We start from the raw sequence: 20716 nt of genomic DNA on the forward strand, positions 1-20716 counted from the left end.
CTCACTCCCCCTGGGACCCCGGCCTCCACGTGCTCGGGATCCATGTCCTTAGGGGATCCCGGCCGGGTGGCGGAGAGGCGTGGACGGGGCCGTGGCAGCGTGGGTTGCCGTGGCGGGCGGGTCCCGGTTGCGGCGGGGCCCCCGGGGAGTCGGCCGTGGCGGAGGGGTGTAGCGGGTTGGGGCGAATGATTGCACATGATCCCGTGGATCATTGCACATGATCCCTCCAGATCATGTGCAATGAATAAACGGCCCGCACACAGTGATCCCCTCCCCTCTTCAATTGGAACGATCCCGCCCCGCGGCACGCCGCCGGCCGCCCGCCGCGGGGGCTCCGGCGGAGACCCCCCGCTAGCGGTGGAAGAGCGAGGCTGTCTCCGTGAGCCTGACCATTCCGTACGCGGCGACTGCGACGAGCACTATGACGGCTACGACGGTGCCCGCCGCGACGCCCCTGAAGCCGCGCCCGGTGCGCCTCAAGGCGATCACCCACGGTCGATCACTATGCTCGGCCTCCTCTTAAAGGCTTCCCGCCGCGGCGGGGCGACTATGGTGCAACGCGCAGAAGAGTGGGCCGATCGCCCGGGGTCGCGCGCCGGCCCCGCGGCCCGCGGGATCCCGGTGCTGGCTAGGGATCGGCTTCCACTTCTGCACGTTGCACCATGCCGGCCTCCAGCGTGCCTGCCGCAGGTAGAACGCCGCGGGCGTTGCGTCGGTGACGCGCGCCGGCAGGAGCGGCACCTAGGCTGGGCACGTCGCCGGCGGGCTATTATCGATCGGCTTCCTCCTCCGCGCGTTGCACCATAATCGGTGCACGGCGCGGGCACCCGGTTCGGGAAAAAGGGATCCGCTACCAGTTGACGAACACGTAGTAGATGGTGCCGCCGTGGTGGACGTAGTAGTAGAACTCCCTGCCCCTCACTTGGTCGTCGGGACGCCACCTGTGCTCGAAGACTAGCTCGCCGTTCACGTAGACGGCGAACGCCCACTCGCTCGGGTTCTTCCAGTTGCCGATGTGCAGCGTGATGTTGAGCCCGCCGGCGTCGGCCTCGTACCTCGCGTAGCCGACCGGCCTGCCGTGCTCGTCGACCCCGGTCTGGACGTCCTCCTTCTTCTCGGCCTCGACCACGAGTATCCTCGGGGCGGGCGGGGCCTCGTAGACCACCGGGGCGGCGGCGAGCGCGGCGGGCAGGGCTCCCCTTACCAGCGACGGGGGCTCGAAGCGGCGGGATATGGAGTCGAGGAAGGCGAGGTAGTCGGGGTCGCCGACGACCCACCTGTACTGCTCCATCGCGACGCGGGCGGTCTCCGTGTTGCCGGCGGTCATCGCGAGGTTGGCGGGCGCGGCATCCACGATGTTGCCCATCCAGCTGCCGGGCACTATCGCGGGCCTGAGCGCCAGCGCCCTGGTGAGCATCGCGTCGAGCCACGGCGCCTTCAGCCACGCGGGGAGCGCGAGCGTCGCGTTCGCTATCCCCGTGTACAGCATGGTGGGGGTGCCGATGCCCGGGTAGAACTTGGTGACGCTCTCCAGCTTCTCGAGGACGGTTTCCTTGGGGAGGCTCGCGGTGTCCACGAGGGTTATCGCGTCCTCGGCGCCGTCGCCGTCGACGTCGTAGGCCTGGGCGTAGATGCTCAGCCGGTACCTCGCGTAGTGGAGCACGGAGATCGCGTGGGGCACCGGGAGGCCGGTGGAGGGGTCGGGCATGGGGCTTAAGAGGAACACGGACGCGAACGCGCCGAGCGCCGAGGACGCGAAGAGCGCGGTGGATGTGGACGCGCCGCCGCACACGTAGCCGTCGAGGTAGCGCGGAACCATCGGCGACATCAGCCCCACGACGCGACCCGAGGCGTTGCCGAGGATCACGTCGAGCGTCACGCGCGGCACCCAGTATGAGTAGAGGTCGTCTAGGTCGTGGCCCGGCGGGTGCGTCAGCCTGACGGCGAGAGCGAACGCGGGGTGGCCGACGACGACCCAGAAGCCGAGGTCGGGCGTCCACGAGAACGGCGCGTTGTCGAAGGTTATCCTCGACACCGTGCCGTTGCCCTCCTCTAAGTAGTCGGAAAGCCTCATCCGCGACTCCAGCTTCGCCACCGGCTCCTCGAGCAGGAGGAGGACGCGGTTGATGCGGTAGGACGCACTGCCCGCCTCCAGCACCGCGCCGTCGCTGGCGGGGAGTTCGACGCGCCACAGCGCCCAGCCCGAGACAGCCTTCCTCACCTCGCCGGCGGCGTGCTCTATGGTGTAGAACGGGTCGTTGCGGAGCCAGCCTGGCGGCACGTACCGGTCGTCCGCTATCGCCAGCGATCTCTCGAAGAGGTCGAGGTAGGCGGACGCGTTGGCGAACGCCCCGTGTATCACGACGTCTATCCCGCCGCCGTTGTAGAACGCGGTGACCACGAGCACGGCGCCGAACGCCAGCCTGACCACGCCCATCCTAACCAGCTTAACGTCGCGGGGCGGCTCGTAGCCCCAGCCGGCGGGCTGCCCCCAGCCGACGCGCGTGTCGAAGACGCGCACCTCCGGAGCGAGCGTCTCGTTGCCCTCGCGCCACTCGACCCTCATCGCGCCCGCCGGGTTCGGGCCCAGCGCGGCGAGCAGCCAGTCCATGTACGGCTTGACCTCCGATACATTAACATCCCGCATCCTCGACCACAGGTTCGCGGTCAGCGCCTCACCGTCGAGCACGCGGAGCGTCCCGTTCAGGCTGGACGGCGGAGGCGACGGGGGCGTCGCCGTAACCGTTGGCGTCGCGTGGGTGCCCGTCCCGCTGGTAGCGGTCGACCCCGCGGGGCCCCTCGGCGCGAGCCCCGCGAGCAGCCTGAGCCCGCCTCCCCACGCGAGCCACGCCAAGAACACGAGGAGGATCAAGGTAGCCACGAGCGCCTTCCTCATGTTGTCGCCACCAATATTATTAATGTATGCGTGAAACTATTTATGCCTTGCAGGAGCCCGGTGTGGCACGGGTAGTCGGCTTACCCCCGGCTGTGCAATATTATATATCACGTTCCATCAACGCGTGCATGCACTATTTCCATAGACTACTAAACATACAGGCTGAGAATAGTCAGGGTAGAATCAATTGATGGCTGTCTCCCGTGCAGCAGTAGTCCTTGTAGGTTGCTGTGTTGCCCATCATAACGCTCCAAGCCGGCTTAGGGCACGGCTATGGGTGTGCCCACGGCCGCTATTACGGTGGCTTCCTTCATGCTTAGACGCCTCCGAGCTTGCTTAAGATGTCTTCGGCTGCTACCTGAGAGGTGTAGTGTAGTATCCTGTCTAGCTTCCTGTGCCCGGTTATCTTGGCGATTATCGTGGGGTTTACGCCTTCCTTCGCCAGGAGCCAGGGTATCAGCTGCTTCTCCAAGACGGCTCTAACCCTCTCCCCAACGCTCACATTAGACCTGTCCACGCTGACCTCGTAGCCCGCGTCATCCACGTGGATTAATTGCCTTGCACACGTAGCCTCCCATAGCCTTCCACTCCTCTACCCGTGTGTAGCCTCACCCTGCCCTCCCCGGTATCCTGTGGCCTCGGCTGCACCATGCCTCCCTGGCTCCTCGTCTTCGAGGCTCCTGTAATCTTTAACGCAGTAGTGTAGAAGAATAGCCCGATCCTCTCGGCTGCGCCTCCTACTCCCCCGCCTAGGAGACCCATGATGTTTGGGAGCATGGCGTATACTAGGAGCCCTGTTACAGCCTGCCCTAGGCCGCCGACCTGCAGGCTCCAGGTCTTCATGAAGACCGCTGAGAGAGGGCCGGCGAGCACGAGGCCGCTCCACAACCCTATCACCCTGTTCACGGCTCCCCTGAGACCCGGGTGCAGGTATGCTACGGCTAAGAGGGGTGTCGACGCAGCTATTGAGAGCGTGAGCCAGTGTCTTACAGCCACTAGTGCGGCTGTTGCAGCGAGTATGAGTGTGAGGAGTGCTGCTAGGTGGGCTGCGGCCGGGATGAAGAAGCCTAGGATGACCCCTGTGGAGATAAGGGTTAGGGCTGAAGCTATTGAGGGCATTGGGTCAACGCCCTGCACTATCCTCATGGATAACGCGTTGAGGATGTCTACGGAGGCATTATATATGTAGGGGGCTGTAAGGGAGAGCAACACGGCCACCAGTGCCTCCTTAACGGAGTCTATGAAGCCCCGGGCATCCCCGTTCACAGCGGCCTGGATGAGCCTTAAAGCCAGGAAGAAGCCCAGCCCGGTGAGAGACGCATCCAACACCGCTGTGTAGAGGCCCCATTCAGGGGAGCCCTCCTCAAGCCTCGGCGACGTGGTGAGGAGCTGTAGGTTGAAAGGGGTTGTCAAAGCCTGCCAGAGGGAGTTGAAGAAGCCTGCAACCGGTGAGACAACTATGTCGAAGGGCCATGGAGGCGTCCACGGCTTATCACTGATGCTCAACGCGAGGCTGTTGAACCCTGTTAAGCCGCCGCCTGAAGCATTGATCACCACGGTGTAGGCGCCGCTGGAGGCGTAGACATGGCTCAGGTTGACGGCGGCTCCCCCCGTGTAGTGCTCCACCACGCCGTCGCCCCATGAGACAACGTACTCCACGGTGTCCACCGGGGGAGACACTGCAACCGAGATGTTCACGGCCTCCCCGGTGAAGTAGCCCTGCCTACTACTCCACACGTAGACGTAGAGCACCCTGTCCAAGCCGCCGACCCTTCCCCCGGCGAGGTAGAGGGCCATTAACCCGAGTCCGACGACGAGGAGGCCTCCTAGAACCTGCCACACGCCTTCCTCAAGCCTCCCTGACACTATGTAGAGGCCTCCTGTAAGCGTTAACCCTAGTGAGGCAGCTGGGAAAACCCATCCATACGGCAGGGACCCAAGGATACCCGTGTCCCCGCCGTACAGCGCGTTCACAACCGCGTCGGCGAACCCGGCTATCAGGAGCCCTGTTAACCCGGCTAGAAACCACCTGCCCGCATCCCTGGAGCCTGAGGCATGTCTAACCACGGATAAAACTATCACAGCCGTGCTAGAGGCCCAGAGAACCCAGTCCACGTAGCCTAGGAGTAGTGAGGCATCCATCCAGGGCACCCGGCCCCTGGATCCCCCTGGGGTCTAATAGCGAGGGACACGTGTCCCAAGCAGTGATCAAGGTTAAATACTGTGATGCAGCAATAATATGTAGAGGTGTAGTAATTGGAGTACGAGACAAGTAAAATAGTGGCTGGGGTTGGAGCAATCCTCCTGGCGATAGGCGGTTTCACACCGATCCTAGCGTTGATAGGCCTGATACTGCTACTAATAGGGTTGAAAGGACTGTCTGAAGCATACCGGGATGACACCATATTCACCAATGCACTGTACGCTGTGATAATAGAGTTCATAGGCCTCGTAGTATTCATAGTGTTGATCGGTGCATCAATGTTCAGCATGGGACTCGGACTGGGCTTAGGCGGCGGGCTCCATGAAATGGGAGCCGGCCTCGGCTTCCTCGCCGGCTTATTCATAGGGTTAGTAGTGTTATTCATATTCCTAGTGGTGGCGGCAGTATTCTTCAGGAAATCCTTCGACACGCTGGCAGCTAAATCCGGTGAGAAACTCTTCGGCACCGCCGGCCTCCTCATACTGATCGGCGCTGTCTTAACGATAATACTGGTTGGCGCCATAATACTATTGGTCGCCTGGATAATAGCGGCGATAGCCTTCTTCTCAGCGAAGCCTCCTGCACAGGAGCAGCCTCAGGCAGCCCAGGCTCCCCCGCCTCTACCATAGTTTTTCCCCACCCCTCCTCCCCTGGTGTACCGGAGGGTTAGCTGGGTTTATCCAGCCTCACCATGATTGGCGGGGGCGGCTGCTCTCCTGGACCCGCGGAGAGCTTGAGTACAGCTGTGCCTGCCGCCAGGGATGTCAACGCCTTGGAGAGCTGCTTCGAGAAGTCGGCGTCCACCATGCTGAGCTTCTCAACGTCTCCACCGGCTACCTGGAAGACGAGCTTCACGCCTGTGTTGGTGAGTATTGACTGGAGGAGGCTGCCTGGGAGCTGCCCTGTATGCTGGTGTGCTATTACGAGGTGTAGCCCGTACTTCCTTGCCTCGGATAGCATTGTGTCGACTACTGGGAGGTCGGCTACGAACTGGAACTCGTCGATCACGAGGAACACGTGTGTCCTGGGTTCGCCGAGCCTTGCTCTTGCAAGCACCTCGCTCCAGATCTTTAAAACAACGGTGGAGGCTACGAGCCTGGCGAGATCCTCGCCTAACACTGCTTTAGGCGTTGAGAACAATGTGAGGGAGCCGGGTGAAAGCATTCCACCGACATCTATTGTTGTCCTACTCGTGAGCCTCCTGAGGAAGCCGTCCCTGGCGTATGGCTCCAGCCTTGAGAGCGCTGAGATAAGTGTCTGCCTCTGCATGCTCCGTAAGACCTCGAGCTGCCTCCTCCACTCCGGGTCCCCTGGGTCGCCGAGCACTAGTCTACCACTGTAGAGCCCTAGGATGGCCTCGTAGACGTCCGCCATGGTGGGGGAGTCGCTTTCAGCGTACAGGGCTCTCAGGATGACGCGTAGCAGGTATCTCACATTCACAGCTGTGCTCATCAGCTTCAACACCTCTTGGAACACGGTTAGCAATACATCTATTGCCACTGAGACAGCGTACTCCCTGTCCCTGTGCCTCGGGAGATCCAGCGGGTTGACGCCGTATGGCGCGTCAACAGGGTCGAGGAACACTGCTCCAGGTATTTCCCCGGCGAGCTCCCTTGACATGTCGCCGTGGGGGTCGACCAATATGATGGCTGCCCCGCCGAGCCCGTGCAGCCTGTGGACGAGTAGCTTGAGGAGGCTTGTCTTACCGCTCCCCGTCTGCCCGACAACGTATACGTGTCTCTCTAGATCCCGGATCCCTAGTCTAACCTCCCTCCCGGACTCCGTTACACCTATCCTGAAGGAGTCTCCTTCACTCCTCACGGGGACAGCGTCGGGGAGGGGGCTCCCCCTCGTGAAGCCAACTGGGTGCACGCCTGGATCAGGCAGCTCAACCATGCTGTACACTGTGCTGCCGCAGGCAACCGGTATACCCCAGGGTGCGAGGCGGGCTAGGATGCCTGGTTCCAGCGGCTTCAACCTCTCCGCGAGGCCCCCTGGATCCTCCACGACGCCTCTAACCCATTTCAGGGCTGTCGGCGAAGCATTCGATAATCTCTCCTCGCACTCCTCGAGAACCCGCCTGCTCCCGGCCGCGCAGAGCACTCTAATACTCCACACGCCTCTCCCAGCCCTCTCCACTATGGCTCCGGCTTCAGCCCTGAGGGCGGGGTCCCTGCGCCCCGCATGCTTGAGGAGGCTGCGTGCCCTCGAGTAGTATATTGATTCAAGCACACGGCTCCTCGAGAACCCCAGGCACATGAGGCCGGGGGCCTTCAGCGAGGAGGCGAGGTCGGGTAGGCCCCGTATAACGGTGTCGTGGAGCCAGAAGTCTCTTTTAGACCTGAGCCTTGCCTCGGAGACATATAGCCTTGAACCCAGCTCCCTGTGGAGCAGTGATGCATCGTACTCCTCCACGTGCAGGAACCTTGACAACGCCTCCCTAGGGGTCTCGGTCTCCAGGTAGACTCGCAGCCGGCTACCAGTGTTCTCGAGGCAGTATGTGAACCTGTAGCCTAGGACACGGGGGTCTAGTTCAACCCCTATCCTTGGGAGCACGTGGTAGAGCAAGCTTGCCCACCGGTGGCTATGAGACGAGGGCTGAGATTATCACCCAGAGGAATGCGAGGAGCACTGCGCCTGCGACAGCACCCAGGATGAGCCTTCTACCCTCCTCCGTGTCACCCATCACAGTCTTCAAGACACCGTAGACGCCTGCCCCGGCGACAGCCATCCATGCAAGCCAGTAGAGCCAGCTAAGTATCCTTGAAACGGCTTCACCTATGCCTGGCGGGGGTTCAGGTGTAACTGTGACGGGTATGGAGTATAGGGCTACGTGCTTCAACCCCATGGATCCACACCGCTGTGGAGCCATTGCCCGGGGCGTCAAATAAGGAGGGCTGGATCCATCCCTATTTAACCCCCGGCAACCCATCTGAAGGGGTGTGGTTGATGCAGTACTCGTGGTGGAGGCTTAAAGGGGTTTCATTCTTCACGTTGAGCGACGGGGAGAGGGATGCCGTTCTCTCCGAGTGGGCTTCACTCCTATCCGTCATCGGGAGCGGCGTCGTCTTATCCAGGAGGCTCCGGGAGGAGTACAGGTACAGGGACTACGTGTTCGATGCCTCACGCTACGAGTACTATGCGCTAGCCCCCTTCAACCTGGATCTCTCAGGGTTCAACGCTGTGAGGGCTGAGCCCTTGAGGCCCCGTGTAGCAGGGTTGAAGGGTGCTTCAACAATGATGCTGGATGACGGGAGGCTTGCGAGGATCTACGTTGTCTACAAGTATCCTTTAAGCCTCCCAGAGGGTTTCACATACGCTCTCCTCACAGCATGCGACGAGGTCGCCCTGGTGTTTAAGCGTGTCTCAAGGAGTAGGGCTCTCTCCATGGCTGACTCCGTGAGGAGGCGGAGGCTCGGGGTCCTCGGTGCCAGGGAGGAGGCCAGCGTCGAGTTAGCCGGCGAGCTGGCATCCAGGGTTATCGAGGGAGCTGACCTCTACGAGTTCCACCTGATGCTAACGGTGACCGCTCCCAGCCTAAGGGGGCTTGAGGAGTCGGCCGGCGTGTTGAAAAACCTTTTGAAGAGCTACGGCCTCGAGGCTGATGCACCGCCCATCCAGCTGGATCTCTACGGGTTTAAGACCCGTGGCTGGGTCGCCGGGCTTGAGAAAAAGTATGCTGACACCTACTCGCTTAAATCCTTCTTCCCCCTGGTCGACGAGGAGCTGCGCGACGAGCAGGGCGTCTTCCTAGGGGTGTCGGCCTCCGGGTCCCCCGTGGTGCTCGACCTCTGGAGCAAGCCCAACTTGAACTTCGTGATCCTCGGGGTCTCCGGTGCCGGTAAATCCATGGCGGTCAAGGTGTTCTTGAAGAGGCTGAGGGAGATGGATAAACGCATCACGTATGTCGGCGTCGACCCGGAGTCCGAGTACACGAGGATAGCGGGGCTCCTCGGGGCTTCACCGGTTGAAATAGTGGAGGGGCAGGAGCTCGGCTTAGACCCTGTTAGATTACTCTCCGAGGGCGTCCTCGAGCTCGGGCAGGTGGCGGATCTCCTCGCAGACCTCTACGCTGTGCCACCCCGCCTCCACGGGGCTTTGAGGAGGGAGCTCTTCGTGAAGGCGGAGGTAGCCGGGGACATAGGTGGCTTCGTGGAGTCGCTGGAGGGCTCCTTGAGGAGGCTGCTGGAGGGGGCTACTGCCCCGCCCGACGTATACGTGTATACTGGGAGGCTGCCGAGGCTCGAGGGTTCAACGGTCTTCGGGCTGGGGAAGGTGAGGTCTAAGCGGTTGAAGGCCTTGATAAGCTCCTTGATCAGCGTCTACGCATATAATAAGCTGCTCTCCAGGACCCGGAGATCAGTGTTCTTCATTGATGAGGCATGGCTCTTCCTTGAAACCCCATCCATCATGGGGCTCCTTGAAAACATAGCTAGAAGGGGGAGGAAGCATGGGTCGGCATTCATATATGTAACCCAGCGTGCAGAGGACCTTGCGAGAACCCCGCAGGGGCGCAGCATACTCGAGCAGTCTGCTACAGCGTTGATCCTGAGGCAGGAGCCCGAGGGGAGGGACACGGTTAAAGCAGTGTACAGGCTGAGCGACCCCGAGGCAGACTCACTGGTTAACGCGCCGCCGGGCCGGGGACTCCTCAAGGCCGGGGGTAAACGCCTCTTCATCCAGGTGGCTGCGACAAGGGAGGAGCTTGAAGAGTTCTCAACGGGGGGAGGGTAGCTTGGAGGCCCGGCTCCACCGCTTCATATACCTGGAGGAGGCGTCACTCATGGATGAAAGGCTCATCGGCCCCCTGAGGCTCAGGAACACCGCCACGCTTATCCCAGGGATACTCTCAGCGTACGCGTGGCTTGCAACGCATTCAGCCGGCTTCCTCGCTCTCTCAGCACTCCTCCTGCTCATCACGGCAGCCAGCATAACGCACCCTAGGAGATCCATGAGGCTTGAAGGCCTCATAGCCGCCTACATCTACACGCTCACCGTGATCCTGCTTCAACAAGGCGACAATATAAGCCGGGCTGGGCATAGTAGCAGGGTGGATGAATCCATTGAGGCGGAGGACCCCGGGCTTGAGAAGCATACTGGCGTCGGCGGCGATCCTAACGGTTTCAGCCGTGAGGAAAGGGGTTGCAGCATGGCTGATACTCGCAGTGTCCACACCGATAGCGCTTGCAGTCGCATTGGAAACCGTGGTGGACGCAGTCCACCTCTACGTGGAGGAGTTCATCGTCAAGCCTTCGACACGTGAAGCCCTTGAACCCGGTTTAACGGGGCTGGCATGCAGGGCAACCGTGTCGACAGGTAGCGCCGTGTACAGCGTGATGGTTGTAGCCGTTGGAGGCGGGGAGGCCTGCATAGGGGTTGACGCGGCCCGGGTCTACGGAGGAAGCCTCAACGTCTCCATTAACGGTGTAACCGTGAGGATTAATGAAACCTGTAGTGGAAGCGTGTACTCCCCTTACATAGTTGTGCCTTCAAGCATCCTTAGCGGGGAGGAGGCCTCACACTGCATGGTTTTCAACGCGTCGCAGCCGGCTCCAACGCTCGCCGACGCCGAGGCGTCACTGGTGGCTGAGGCCTCCCGCGTACTCTCGGCTATCGTGGAGGCCCTTGTCCTCGCCTATGCTCCAGTAGCCTCAGTGGCCTCATACAACGTGTTGTCAAGGCTTGAAGAAGAATACAGGGCTCTCAGAGCCACTGGCGTGTCCTCAGCCTCCCTAACACTCGCCTGCCTCACCTCACTGTTCTCGCTCTCCCTTCCCGCAGCGGTCACAGGGGTCTCGATGGGTGTGCTGGCGGCGCATGCCTCCTTAACAGCCATGGGGTCTCTTTCAATCTACATCCCGTACAGGCCTCTTGGGACCCAGGCAGCGGTTACACCATACCTGGTCACCGTGGCCTCCCTCCTCCTAGGGGCCACGGTGTACTGTGCCCGGAGGGCTGGCCAGCCGTGACACCAGGGATATATGTGAGAGTGTACGCTGCAACCCTAGTGCTCGCACTCCCCGTCGCAGCAGCAATCGCCTTAATGCTCTCCGTAACCCAGGGCGTCCTAGGCTTCTACGGGGGGCTCACGCGTCTTGGAAGCGGTGAGGTAGCTGTGACAGGGTACTCGCTGAGCCCGTTCACAGCACTCGTCAACGTAACCATGGCTGAGGAGGCGTTAGGTGTGAAGGCGTCGCGCTACGAGCTGTTCACGCTGGCAGAGTACAACGGGGTGTTCCTTATAGTGAGAGGAACACCGGGTTCAGGTGGAGGTGGTAGTGGACCCGGCTTGCCTGGAGGCTGCGAGAACTGCTGCATAGTGGGGTCGGAGGCCTCGGGGATCCTGGGGGTCAGGGCAGGGGACGTGGTCTTGTTGACCTCCCCGTTCAACGGGCGCCGGGTACCCGTGTACATTGAGGGCGTCGCCGACTCCGAGCCCTACAGGTATGAGCTCGCCTGCTCCATGGGCACGGTGCTATTGTTGAGGGGTGCTCCACCAGGCTACGCCTCCGTGGTCTACTTCAACGCCTCCAGCGTCAACGCCTCGAGGCTTCCCGGGCTCAGTGTGCCAGGCAACCTGGCCGGTGCGTTAATCGTGGTGTTGAGTCATGCAGGCCCGGCTGCGAGGGCCGCCGCCTATAGATCCGTCTCAGACGCGTATCTTTCAACACTGGGCTTCAGCAGCGTGGTTGTTTCAGCAGTCGACATAGCTGTGTCAACCATAGTTGCATCATCCCTCTACGCTGTAGGCGTCTACGCACCCCGCTTGATAGCAGGGGAGGTAAGGGTGCTCAGGTTGATCGGTGTGTCAGCCAGGAGGATTAAGCTCTCGGTTCTAGCGGTTGAGGCGCTTGCAGCATCCTCCTCATGGCTTCTCGCCTACCTGCTCGCCGGGAGAGTTGACCCGGGTGTGAGGCTCCTGCTTCACCCTGTGCACGGGGGAGTTGACCCAGCTGCCTACGCAGCGTCCCTGGCAGCCGGCATCGTGATCCTCACGGTTGCAGTAGCGGGGTGGAGGGTTGAGTGAGCGGGAGGAGCTTCCTCGTCTTCCTCGTGTTCACGGCTACACTGCTAATCCATGTAGCCCCCTTCCTCTACACACTCCACCCCTTCTCCACTGATGTATGGCCGTTGATCAGGGTGAGCGAGAGGCTTGTCTCAGAGCCATGGGTGAAGATATATGATGACTCAGCGTTCGACGGCTACAATAACAGGTGGCCCGGCATAGCATTGGCTTCAGCAGTAGCCTCGCTTCTCACAGGGCTCAATGTACCCTTCGTCTACGGGATCCTCATGGCTGCAGCCTTATCGATCGCCATGTGCACAGGGTTCTACGCTGTCGCAAGGAGGCTCGGGGGCAGCGTGCTCTCCACGGCCGCCATGATGGCTCTGCCATCGTTCACCGTCTTCACGTCTGCCGCCCTCAAGGAGGTGTACTCCTACCCGTTGATGGCTTCAGCCGCACTCGTGATCCTGGCGGGCAGCCGGCTGGGGTTTCTAACCGCTCTCCCCTTGCTTGCAGCAGCCCAGGTGGTTACACACCACTTGTCCACATTGATGACTATTGTAATCTTCGCCGAGGCAGGGGTCCTCGAGCTGGTTGACGCGTTCACCAGGGGTCTCAGGGCATCCGGCTTCTACAGGAGGGCTATCCCCTACTCACTCCTCACGGCTGCCATGGCTTACACGTATATGGAGGCAGCGGGCTCCAGGATTATTGCGGAAGCCGTGGACCCCTGGGACATGGTTACAGCCGCCCTGTACCTCGCCCTCTACACCGCTATCTACGCTGCGAGCCGGGGCAGGCCTGAGTCGCCTGCCTGGAGGGGTGTTGTATCAGGCCTCCTCCTCACGGCTGCAGTGGCCCCGGCTGTCTGGCTGAGCTGGGGCTTCTACAGTTATGATGCATCCTCCATAATCCCATACGCCGCCGGCTTCATACTCGTGCTTTCAACCCCGAGGAGGGAGACAGTGCTCAGCAATGCTGCAGCGGTTTCAGCCGCCGGGGTCCTCTCGTTCACGGCTTTCTCGAAGCCGGGTATGGGGAGTATTGCACACAGGGTTTTAAACTATGCAGCCATATACCTTGGCTTCACAGTGGTCAAGGAGACGAGGACTGCATGCGTCATCGCCCTAGCAGGCTTCATAATCGCCTCCGGCGTCATGGCCCAGCTCCTCCTAGGGATGGATCAAGCCAGCTTCTACTGGGTTTACAGGGACGGGGACTCGGCTGCCGCCGGGTTCCTCGAGTCCTTCACGGGGGATACGGGGGTCATCGGGGACGCTAAGCTCTACTATATGGAGGAGATGAGGCTACGTGTCGACACAGCGCTCCTCCTCAGACTACTCTACACTGGCCGCTGCCCCTCGAACTCCATTATCGCTGTAAGCAGTGAAAACGTGTTGAAGGGGTTTGCAGAGGCATCCAGCGTCTACAGGCTGACTGATACAGCCCGGAGGCTGCTCGGGGAAACCCCCGTCGTCTACTCGTCTCACGCATACAGCCTCTACTGGTGTCCACCATGAGAGTACTCGAGTTGAGGAATGTGTGGAAGACCTATACTGGTGTCACAGTCTTATCAGGAGTGAACCTCGAGGTAGAGGAGGGTGAAGCAGTCACTGTGAAGGGTAGGAATGGCTCCGGTAAGACGACTCTCTGCAGGATAGCGTCCCTCATGGAGAAGCCTGATGCGGGATCAGTGAGGCTCCACGGGAGAGACGCCGGGTTCAGTAGCGAGGCCTCGATGGCTAGGCTCAGGCTCCTCTACATAGGCTACGTGGATCAGCAGTACACGCTGATACCGTGGCTCACCGTGTGGAGGAACATCGAGCTCCCCCTTGTGATCCTGGGATGGGGTAGGGAGGAGAGGAGGAGAAGGGTGGCCGAGCTGCTTGACGCACTGGAGCTGAAGGGTAGGGGCGGCGACTACCCTTACAGGCTTTCAGCAGGGCAGAGGCAGAGGGTCGCCATAGCGAGGGCTCTTGCGAAGAAGCCGAGGCTGCTCGTGATGGATGAGCCGTTTTCAAGCCTCGACGACCATTCATCCGGCCTCGTTGTAGACCTATTGAAGAACTATGTGGCAGCCGAGAAAGCCTCGATACTTGCAACCACCACCGGCACGGGACCTCAACTAGGCTCCAGGCTCCTCGTGCTCGGCGACGGCAGGATCCAGGGTTCCACGTAGCCGAGTGGCTCCTCCTTATTTGAGTCCCGGCTCTTGGTCAACACGGTGGCCTCTATGACTAGGGGTGTTAGAGGTATAAGCGAGGTGACAGCCATAATAGTGATGATAATGATAGCGGTGGTCGCAGCCTTCGGCGTTAAATCATACATAGACTACCAGAGCTCTAAGCTGCCGTCAACCGATATAGCTGTGGCAAGGTACACTGTCTCCTATAGTGCACCCGGCACCGGTGTAGTGGCACTCGTGGTGAGCAACCTCCTGCCCGGAGGCCTCAACGTGACGAGTGTAACAATAGTTCTCTCAAACGGAACCCAGGTGACGCCGCAGATGACGCCGCTGACAGCTGGTGGGAGAAGCGACGTCTACCTCGTGCTCCCAGTGTCCCTGCAGCCCGGTGTTTCAGTGTCCAAGGTACTTGTAGGCGTAACCGATCTCTCCTCAGGCCGTTCCCAAGTGGTTTTCGCTGCAGGGGGCTAGTTCCCCCTGCAAGCCTCCTTCACCCTTCACTCCCCTGGTGGTCGGCATGCCGGCTGAAGGAATCCTCGCAGAGTACACTGTTGGAGCCTACAGGGTGAGGCTCTACGTGGATGCAGGGGTCTACAGGTATGAGGCCACGCCCCTCCTGGATCAAAGGATTGTAGGGCTCGTCGAGTCAAGGCTGAGGGATATAGTGATGCTTGCCCGTAGAGGCATGGATTTAAGCGACGTCATTGCAGGGGTCCTCGGGGTTGAGAGAACCCTGGTTCCGGAAGCAGTGTACGCTGCGAGAACGCTGCTCGGCTACAGGGTGCTCCAGGTCCTCCTCGACGACCCCTTCGTCGAGGATATCTCTGTAACCGGGCCCGGCCCAATATGGGTTAGACACAGGCTTGCCGCCAGTGATCCACGCGTTGACTTCATTGAAACAAATCTCAAGGTAGGCTCCCTGGAGGAGGTTGCAGAGCTCCAGCAGTTGATAGCCTTGAAGTGCGGTACATATGTGTCCGCGTCCAGACCCATAGTGGATGCACAGCTACCCCTGGAGGACGGCGGGCACAGGGTCCACATAGTCTCCGCGCTCACCGCACCCCACCGCCCCGAGATAGCTGTGAGGAAGAAGCCTCGTTCACCCCCCTCCATGACCCGCCTCATCGAGGAAGGCGTGCTCCCGGCTTCCGTTGCAGAGTACTTCAGGATGCTCGTGGAGAAAGGGATGAGCCTGATAATAGCCGGCCCCCCTGGCTCAGGTAAGACAACCCTCCTCAGGTCGATCCTCTACTCCTACATACCTTTGAACTGGAAGATAGTCATCATAGAGGACACGGGTGAGGTGGATCCACCCATGGGGAGCGCGTGGGCCAGGTATACTAGCGCCGAGCTAGGGGCTGTGAAAGTGGATCTCTTCGACCTCGCTAAGGCAGCCCTTAGATCCTCGGCTACAAGGCTCATAGTGGTCGGGGAGACACGGGGGGCTGAGGCAAGGGTCCTCGTGCAGGCAATGCTGTCGGGGATGGGTGGTTTAACCACGTTCCACGGGGGCAGCCCGGAGGAGGTTGTAGCCAGGTTGACCTCGCCGCCCATCAGCCTCTCCCCTCAGCAGGTCGCAATGTTCACAGCGGTTGCATTCATGGGGTTCGCTGAGAAGCCTAGGAGGGTGGTTAAAAGGGTCTCGGAGCTCATCCCGGGTGAAGGAGGAGTCGGCTACGTGGATGTATGGGTTAGGGAGAGGGATGGGCTTGAAGCCGGTTTAACCGATATCCTCAAGCGTAGCAGGAGGCTGGGTGGAGGGGTTGCAGAGCATTAGACGCGTGGCTGAGGCAGCCCTGGCAGCGTACAGGGAGATGGCTCTCCTAGTGGATCCACGGGTTGAGAGATATAGGCGTGCCCGAGTAGAGTTGGCTACAGCTGTAGCCGCCCTGCTCGCATCGCCTTTAATAATCTTCCTTGCCGCTGTGAACGGGTTGACGGGATGGGTGATCCTTGTAGCCGGGCTCGCACCCGTGGCAGCCGCCTGGCTACCAGTTGTGGATACTGTTGCATCGGCGAGAAGCCTCCGTGGCTTGATGGATGCCGAGCTCCCCTTCTACATTGTTGCAGCTGCATCAGCGTGTAGAACCGGGCTCGAACCCCTCCAGCTCCTCGAGCACGCCTCGTCTTCAAGGGTCTTCAAGGGGTTGAGGGAGCTGGGTGAAAGGTTCTCAGCCCTATCAAGCCTTCTCGGTGCAGGGGACGCGCTCCGCAACGCCTCCACCGTGGCAGGTGGGAGAACCAGGCTCTTCCTCGCAGGGTATTCTTCGGCTCTTTCAACGGGCACGGTCCTGGAATACATGCTTAGGAGTGCTGGTGAAGCAGTTAGAGACGAGTGGTCTAATGTCTCCAGGATGCTTGAGAGGAGGGGTGAGATGGGTGTTATCGCAGCGTTGACGGCTGCGGTCGCCCCAGCCCTGACCGTGGGCTTCACGCTCCTCATGGGTGGAGCCGTGGCCAGCTATATTCTCGCATCCCTCCTAGCAGCCGTGTTCGCGGCCGCCGTGCTGATACCTGACTACCCTCTACCATTCAGGCTCGTTGTCGATGCACGTGTAGCACGCTTACTCCTAGCGCTGGAGGCAGCCGGCCTCCTCGCGCTGGCAACGCCGCTGGCCTACGGCTTCTACACGGGTGGATGGGTCCCCCGGTGGCTGGCGGCCTCCACCAGTGTAGTAGCAGTCTTACTCGGCGTGCCCGGCTTCCTCCTAGCGTACACGGCTGCCGCCGGGGTCAGGGGGCTTGGGAGGGTTGCCGAGGACTCGATGAGGCATGTGAGGGTGCATAGATCCCTCCACCTCTATGACACCGGCCTCCTCGAATCCATGGCGTCGAAGCCCGCCCGCTTATGGATCGTTGACTACGTGGCTGAGGTAATAGGGTTCCACAGGGGGCTTGGGGAAGCCGACCCAGACGTCTACGCTGTGTTCACGGTTTTCCTCAATGACTCCCTGAGGGCTCTCTGGGCTTACCTCGCCGCCTCAACCATTACGGCTGCAGCCGTGCTCGCCTCACCCATACTGGTTAAAGCGCTCACCGTGCTCGCCCCGTCCACGGGCGTCGCGTGGCTCACCGGGTATGTTGACCTCCTTGCGACAGGTGTGGCTGCATCGAAGCTGGTTTTCGGGAGGAACATCAGCACGCTGATACCAGGGTTGCTCACCCTGCTCTACGTGGCCCTCTAACTCAATATTAGACTCCTCCAGGGTGTCCACAGCGGGGTGGTGGATGTGGAAGCCGCTACCAGTGCAGCCGCCTCAATAATCCTGCTCGTAGCGGTGGCCCCTGCCCTAGCATACCTGGCCAGCGTAGCGCTACGGGAGGCCGGTGGAGTAGAGGGTTATGCAGCACCCGGCAACACCGGGGTACTCTACCTCCTCCGCGATGGCTCAGGCTTCAGGCTCTACGTTTACGTTGAGAAGCCGCCTAGGAGCCTCATGCTCCACGACTCCAGCGGGCTCGCGATCAACCTCCTCGAGTACTGTGGGTCAGCGTGGTTTAAGACATGTGTGGCCACGGTTAACGCCTCGCTTAAGCCCCCGGTGGTGATGTATGTTGACGGCGTGGCTGTCGAGGGGAGGGTGGTGACGCGGTGAGGGGGCAGGCAGAGGTCTACGGTGCACTAGTCATGGCGATGCTGCTGGTTGCAGGGGTAGGGGTTTACAGGGCCATGGTTAACCAGGCGTACAGCGTCGTCAACACTGTTGGCTCAGCAGTGTCCTCGGATGCCTTAAGGAGGAGTGAGAACATTTACTTCTCCCTTGAAGGCGCAGCGTTAACGCTTAGGTCTACGACGAGTACGGTTGTAAGGAGCCTCATCGTCTATGATTCAAGCAGCGTGCTCTACTCGAATGATACCCCTGTGGAGCTTGCTCCAGGCATGGAGGCGACATATGTTCTTCCAGCCGATGCAGCAGCCAGGCTCGCCCAGGGGTCGGCTACGGTAGGGGTCTTCACGGTGAACGGTGGTTTCACAACATGGGATCCAGTGGAGCAAGCTCTCCAGGCACAGGGCTACAGGGATGTAAGGATCCACGTGGTCGACGTCCCGGTTTACCCCTCTGAGAAACCGTTATTCAACTACTCTGGGAGCGGTGTCCTCGAGTCCATCACGCTCTACACTTACTCCGCATCGATCACTGTGACAAGGATAATAGTGGACGGCATCCAGGTTAACACCGTGCCCCTGGTTGCAGGGGCATCGGGCAGCCTGATACCAGCCCAGTTCTCCACGGTGACCCTACCGCTCAACGCTGTTTTCAAATCATCGATCCAGGTGTACGGGTACGCCAGTGGCTCCGGCGCGTTGAAAACAATTATCTTAACGATCGCGCTTCAACCCTAGCCCCGGCGCCTCCCCTGCTCTTCATCAAGGCTTATTTTCTCAAGCCGCTTGAAACCCATCCACGACAACTTCACAATAATGTACTCGGGTAGCCTGCCGCCAGGCGGCTTAACCACGTAGCCGTCTCCATGCTTCACGGGTTTCACCGGTGTGCAACCGTTCCGGTTGCATGCTAGAGCCCTCTCGACCACGGCATCCGTCTCGATGAGTACAAGCGGCCCCTCACCCTCCTCTATAACCCTGTAGCCGAGCCTCGGTGTACGTGCCTCAACGGTTTCAACCGGTATCCTAGCCACCTCCACACTCCCCCCTGAATCATCGACTGCCTCGACAACCACCTCGTGAACCGGGCGCTGTATGCATGCCTCGAGGACGCGGTCAACCCTCAGCCTCCTCCCATCCACCGTTGCATAGAGGGATACTCCTGGAGGTAGCTCGCCGTGTTCAACCCTGACCTCGAGGACGCCTATTCCACCACAGGAGTGCCCTGTCTCCGAGACCCATGCAACAGCCTCCCCTGTGACACTGGGCTTCACGCCTGGCGCCACGGCTTCGAGCACTATGTCGCCGAGGAGGTGTCTTGCTTCAACCCTGATTACAGCGGGCTTTAAGACTCCTCCATCAACCCGGATTATCCTTGACTCCCCTACGGGTTCCCCGTTGACCCATACAGGTACAGTGGATTCAAGCCTCACTGCACGCACCCCGTTTACAACGGGTTCAAGCCTCACCGCCTCCACACCCGGCTCCACGAGACCGCAGAAAGCCCTCCTGCAGCAGAGGACCCCCGCCGGGGTAGCCCAGCACCTCGCCTCAGGCGTCTTAGGGATGGAGGCCTTTAACACGCCTGTGGACTCATGGATCTCCAGGGCTACACCCTTATCCACCACGATCACGTCGCCGTGGCCTGATGCAGACCCATCCACGGCATCCATGAGGGGTGTCAGGGAGGCTCCATCGAGGACGCTGAGCCGTCCACCAGTGTTCAAGAGGAGGCTGCACCCGGTTAACCCTGCGAAAACCCCTCTAGCCTTCACCAGGGGTTTAAACCCGTTGCCATCCACCTCGAGCAGCCAGCCCCCGGATTCAACTATGGCTTTCCCCTCGTGTAAGGCCACAGCCTCCACGGGGACCCCTACCTCGAGCAGCCTCCCCTCGGCAACCAGTAGGCTCCTCCCGTCTCTGAAGACGCATGTAGCCAGCCTGTAGCCGATGGAGCAGGCCGCTGGCTCACCCCTATAGGCTTCTTCGATAACGCCTGAGGCGAGAGGGGTTGAATAAGCTATCGAGGAATACCTGTTAACGTAGAAGGCTACCACGGCTGCACCCGGAGCAGAGGCCACGGCCACCTTCGACGCATAGTGCTTCACACCGCCTGCTTCAACCCTGAACCCTCTCCCGGCGCGTGCCACGAGGAGCCCTCCCGCGGCCGCCACAGCGCTACCCGTGTTAAGCCTCCCCCACTCGCCCCCGCCTACACCCCACACTGTCACACGGGGGTGTTTAACGCCCTCGTAGACTATGGACTCATAGTCGTAGGGGGATAGCAGTGCCCTGATACTCCAGGGGTCTACTCCAACCCCTTTGAGACTGCTTGACGCATCTATGAGTGCCCTAACCCTGTAGTCCAACCGTGCCTCCAAGGGCTCCACCGGGCCCTCCTCTACACCCCGGGTCTTAAAGCGAGATCCATGCTGCTGTGGAAACGGCTTCAACCAGGTGTTTCAGGCAGTATTATCCCCTTATTACTGTAGAGCCCTCTTTAAAACGCTTCAATACACGATAATACCAGCGGGGTTTCAATGGGGATAGATGCACACGTGAATTTAAGGGCTAGGGAGCTCGAGGAACTACTATTATTCAAGTACCTTAGACTACTGGAGGAGTTGAAGGTGGTTGAGTCCCGTGTGGATTCAAGCGACCTCAGCGAGGAGGATAAGGCCAGGTTGAAGGCCATCCTCGAGATCCTCGAGGAAAAGGTCTTCAACGAGCTGAGGGAGGCGAGGGAGGAGAAGGAGGGGCTCTACGAGTCCACGGCGTACACGTATGTCTCAGCTGGCGAGGCCCAATAGGATAAGCTT

At 60.5% G+C, this 20716-nt stretch carries 19 protein-coding genes; 12 read left to right on the top strand and 7 right to left on the bottom strand.

The window, feature by feature from the left end:
• Positions 1–351 precede the first annotated feature (351 nt).
• The 4 genes from DESMU_RS07160 to DESMU_RS02405 form a co-directional block, all read right to left on the bottom strand.
• Entirely contained in the window at positions 352–489 is a 138-nt protein-coding gene (locus DESMU_RS07160) for a hypothetical protein (protein ID WP_187286342.1), read from the bottom strand.
• A gap of 361 nt (positions 490–850) precedes the next feature.
• Entirely contained in the window at positions 851–2896 is a 2046-nt protein-coding gene (locus DESMU_RS02395; protein ID WP_013562002.1) for a hypothetical protein, read from the bottom strand.
• Between the two features lie 316 nt (positions 2897–3212).
• Positions 3213–3440, bottom strand: a complete 228-nt coding sequence (locus DESMU_RS02400; protein ID WP_048813436.1) for a site-specific integrase — start codon at positions 3438–3440, stop codon at positions 3213–3215.
• A gap of 5 nt (positions 3441–3445) precedes the next feature.
• A complete protein-coding gene (locus DESMU_RS02405; RefSeq protein WP_013562003.1) occupies positions 3446–5038 on the bottom strand; it encodes a PKD domain-containing protein in 1593 nt (530 codons plus the stop codon).
• A gap of 114 nt (positions 5039–5152) precedes the next feature.
• On the opposite strand from DESMU_RS02405, the gene DESMU_RS02410 reads away from it, so the two are divergent.
• Positions 5153–5728 carry a DUF996 domain-containing protein gene (locus DESMU_RS02410; protein ID WP_013562004.1) on the top strand — a complete coding sequence of 192 codons (576 nt, stop codon included), beginning with the start codon at positions 5153–5155 and terminating at the stop codon, positions 5726–5728.
• A gap of 37 nt (positions 5729–5765) precedes the next feature.
• Here DESMU_RS02410 and DESMU_RS02415 read toward each other — a convergent pair whose 3' ends face one another.
• Both DESMU_RS02415 and DESMU_RS02420 read right to left on the bottom strand, forming a co-directional pair.
• Positions 5766–7667 (bottom strand): ATP-binding protein, encoded by a 1902-nt coding sequence (locus DESMU_RS02415; protein WP_013562005.1) that lies wholly within the window; start codon positions 7665–7667, stop codon positions 5766–5768.
• 16 nt (positions 7668–7683) lie between these two features.
• On the bottom strand, positions 7684–7947 hold the full coding sequence (locus DESMU_RS02420) for a hypothetical protein (protein WP_013562006.1): 264 nt from the start codon (positions 7945–7947) through the stop codon (positions 7684–7686).
• Positions 7948–8048: 101 nt separating this feature from the next.
• Here DESMU_RS02420 and DESMU_RS02425 point away from each other — a divergent pair, with 101 nt between their 5' ends.
• The 10 genes from DESMU_RS02425 to DESMU_RS02475 all read left to right on the top strand — a co-directional run bounded on the left by DESMU_RS02425 (position 8049) and on the right by DESMU_RS02475 (position 18635).
• Entirely contained in the window at positions 8049–9833 is a 1785-nt protein-coding gene (locus tag DESMU_RS02425) for a VirB4 family type IV secretion system protein (protein WP_013562007.1), read from the top strand.
• Between the two features lie 329 nt (positions 9834–10162).
• The gene (locus DESMU_RS02435) at positions 10163–11068 is read left to right on the top strand and encodes a hypothetical protein (protein ID WP_013562009.1); all 906 of its coding nucleotides are present in this window, start codon (positions 10163–10165) and stop codon (positions 11066–11068) included.
• The gene (locus tag DESMU_RS02440; RefSeq protein WP_013562010.1) at positions 11065–12126 is read left to right on the top strand and encodes a hypothetical protein; all 1062 of its coding nucleotides are present in this window, start codon (positions 11065–11067) and stop codon (positions 12124–12126) included. The genes DESMU_RS02435 and DESMU_RS02440 overlap by 4 nt, the downstream gene beginning before the upstream one ends.
• Positions 12123–13625, top strand: coding sequence for a hypothetical protein (locus tag DESMU_RS02445; RefSeq protein WP_013562011.1), 1503 nt, complete (start codon positions 12123–12125; stop codon positions 13623–13625). Before DESMU_RS02440 ends, DESMU_RS02445 begins: the two co-directional genes overlap by 4 nt.
• Positions 13622–14284 carry an ABC transporter ATP-binding protein gene (locus DESMU_RS02450; protein WP_013562012.1) on the top strand — a complete coding sequence of 221 codons (663 nt, stop codon included), beginning with the start codon at positions 13622–13624 and terminating at the stop codon, positions 14282–14284. The genes DESMU_RS02445 and DESMU_RS02450 overlap by 4 nt, the downstream gene beginning before the upstream one ends.
• 54 nt (positions 14285–14338) lie before the next feature.
• Positions 14339–14761 (top strand): archaellin/type IV pilin N-terminal domain-containing protein, encoded by a 423-nt coding sequence (locus tag DESMU_RS02455; protein WP_013562013.1) that lies wholly within the window; start codon positions 14339–14341, stop codon positions 14759–14761.
• Between the two features lie 46 nt (positions 14762–14807).
• A complete protein-coding gene (locus DESMU_RS02460; protein ID WP_013562014.1) occupies positions 14808–16067 on the top strand; it encodes a type II/IV secretion system ATPase subunit in 1260 nt (419 codons plus the stop codon).
• Positions 16054–17475: a hypothetical protein gene (locus DESMU_RS02465; protein ID WP_013562015.1), complete on the top strand. Its 1422-nt coding sequence runs from the start codon at positions 16054–16056 to the stop codon at positions 17473–17475. Before DESMU_RS02460 ends, DESMU_RS02465 begins: the two co-directional genes overlap by 14 nt.
• Positions 17476–17511: 36 nt before the next feature.
• Positions 17512–17886 (top strand): hypothetical protein, encoded by a 375-nt coding sequence (locus DESMU_RS02470; protein WP_048078536.1) that lies wholly within the window; start codon positions 17512–17514, stop codon positions 17884–17886.
• Positions 17883–18635 carry a hypothetical protein gene (locus DESMU_RS02475; protein WP_013562017.1) on the top strand — a complete coding sequence of 251 codons (753 nt, stop codon included), beginning with the start codon at positions 17883–17885 and terminating at the stop codon, positions 18633–18635. The genes DESMU_RS02470 and DESMU_RS02475 overlap by 4 nt, the downstream gene beginning before the upstream one ends.
• Here DESMU_RS02475 and DESMU_RS02480 read toward each other — a convergent pair.
• On the bottom strand, positions 18632–20278 hold the full coding sequence (locus DESMU_RS02480) for a hypothetical protein (RefSeq protein ID WP_013562018.1): 1647 nt from the start codon (positions 20276–20278) through the stop codon (positions 18632–18634). The genes DESMU_RS02475 and DESMU_RS02480 overlap by 4 nt on opposite strands.
• A gap of 159 nt (positions 20279–20437) precedes the next feature.
• Here DESMU_RS02480 and DESMU_RS02485 point away from each other — a divergent pair, with 159 nt between their 5' ends.
• The gene (locus DESMU_RS02485) at positions 20438–20707 is read left to right on the top strand and encodes a hypothetical protein (protein WP_013562019.1); all 270 of its coding nucleotides are present in this window, start codon (positions 20438–20440) and stop codon (positions 20705–20707) included.
• The last annotated feature ends 9 nt before the right edge of the window (positions 20708–20716 follow it).

Origin of the sequence: Desulfurococcus mucosus DSM 2162 (assembly GCF_000186365.1) — an archaeon.
Taxonomy (GTDB): Archaea; Thermoproteota; Thermoprotei_A; order Sulfolobales; family Desulfurococcaceae; genus Desulfurococcus; species Desulfurococcus mucosus.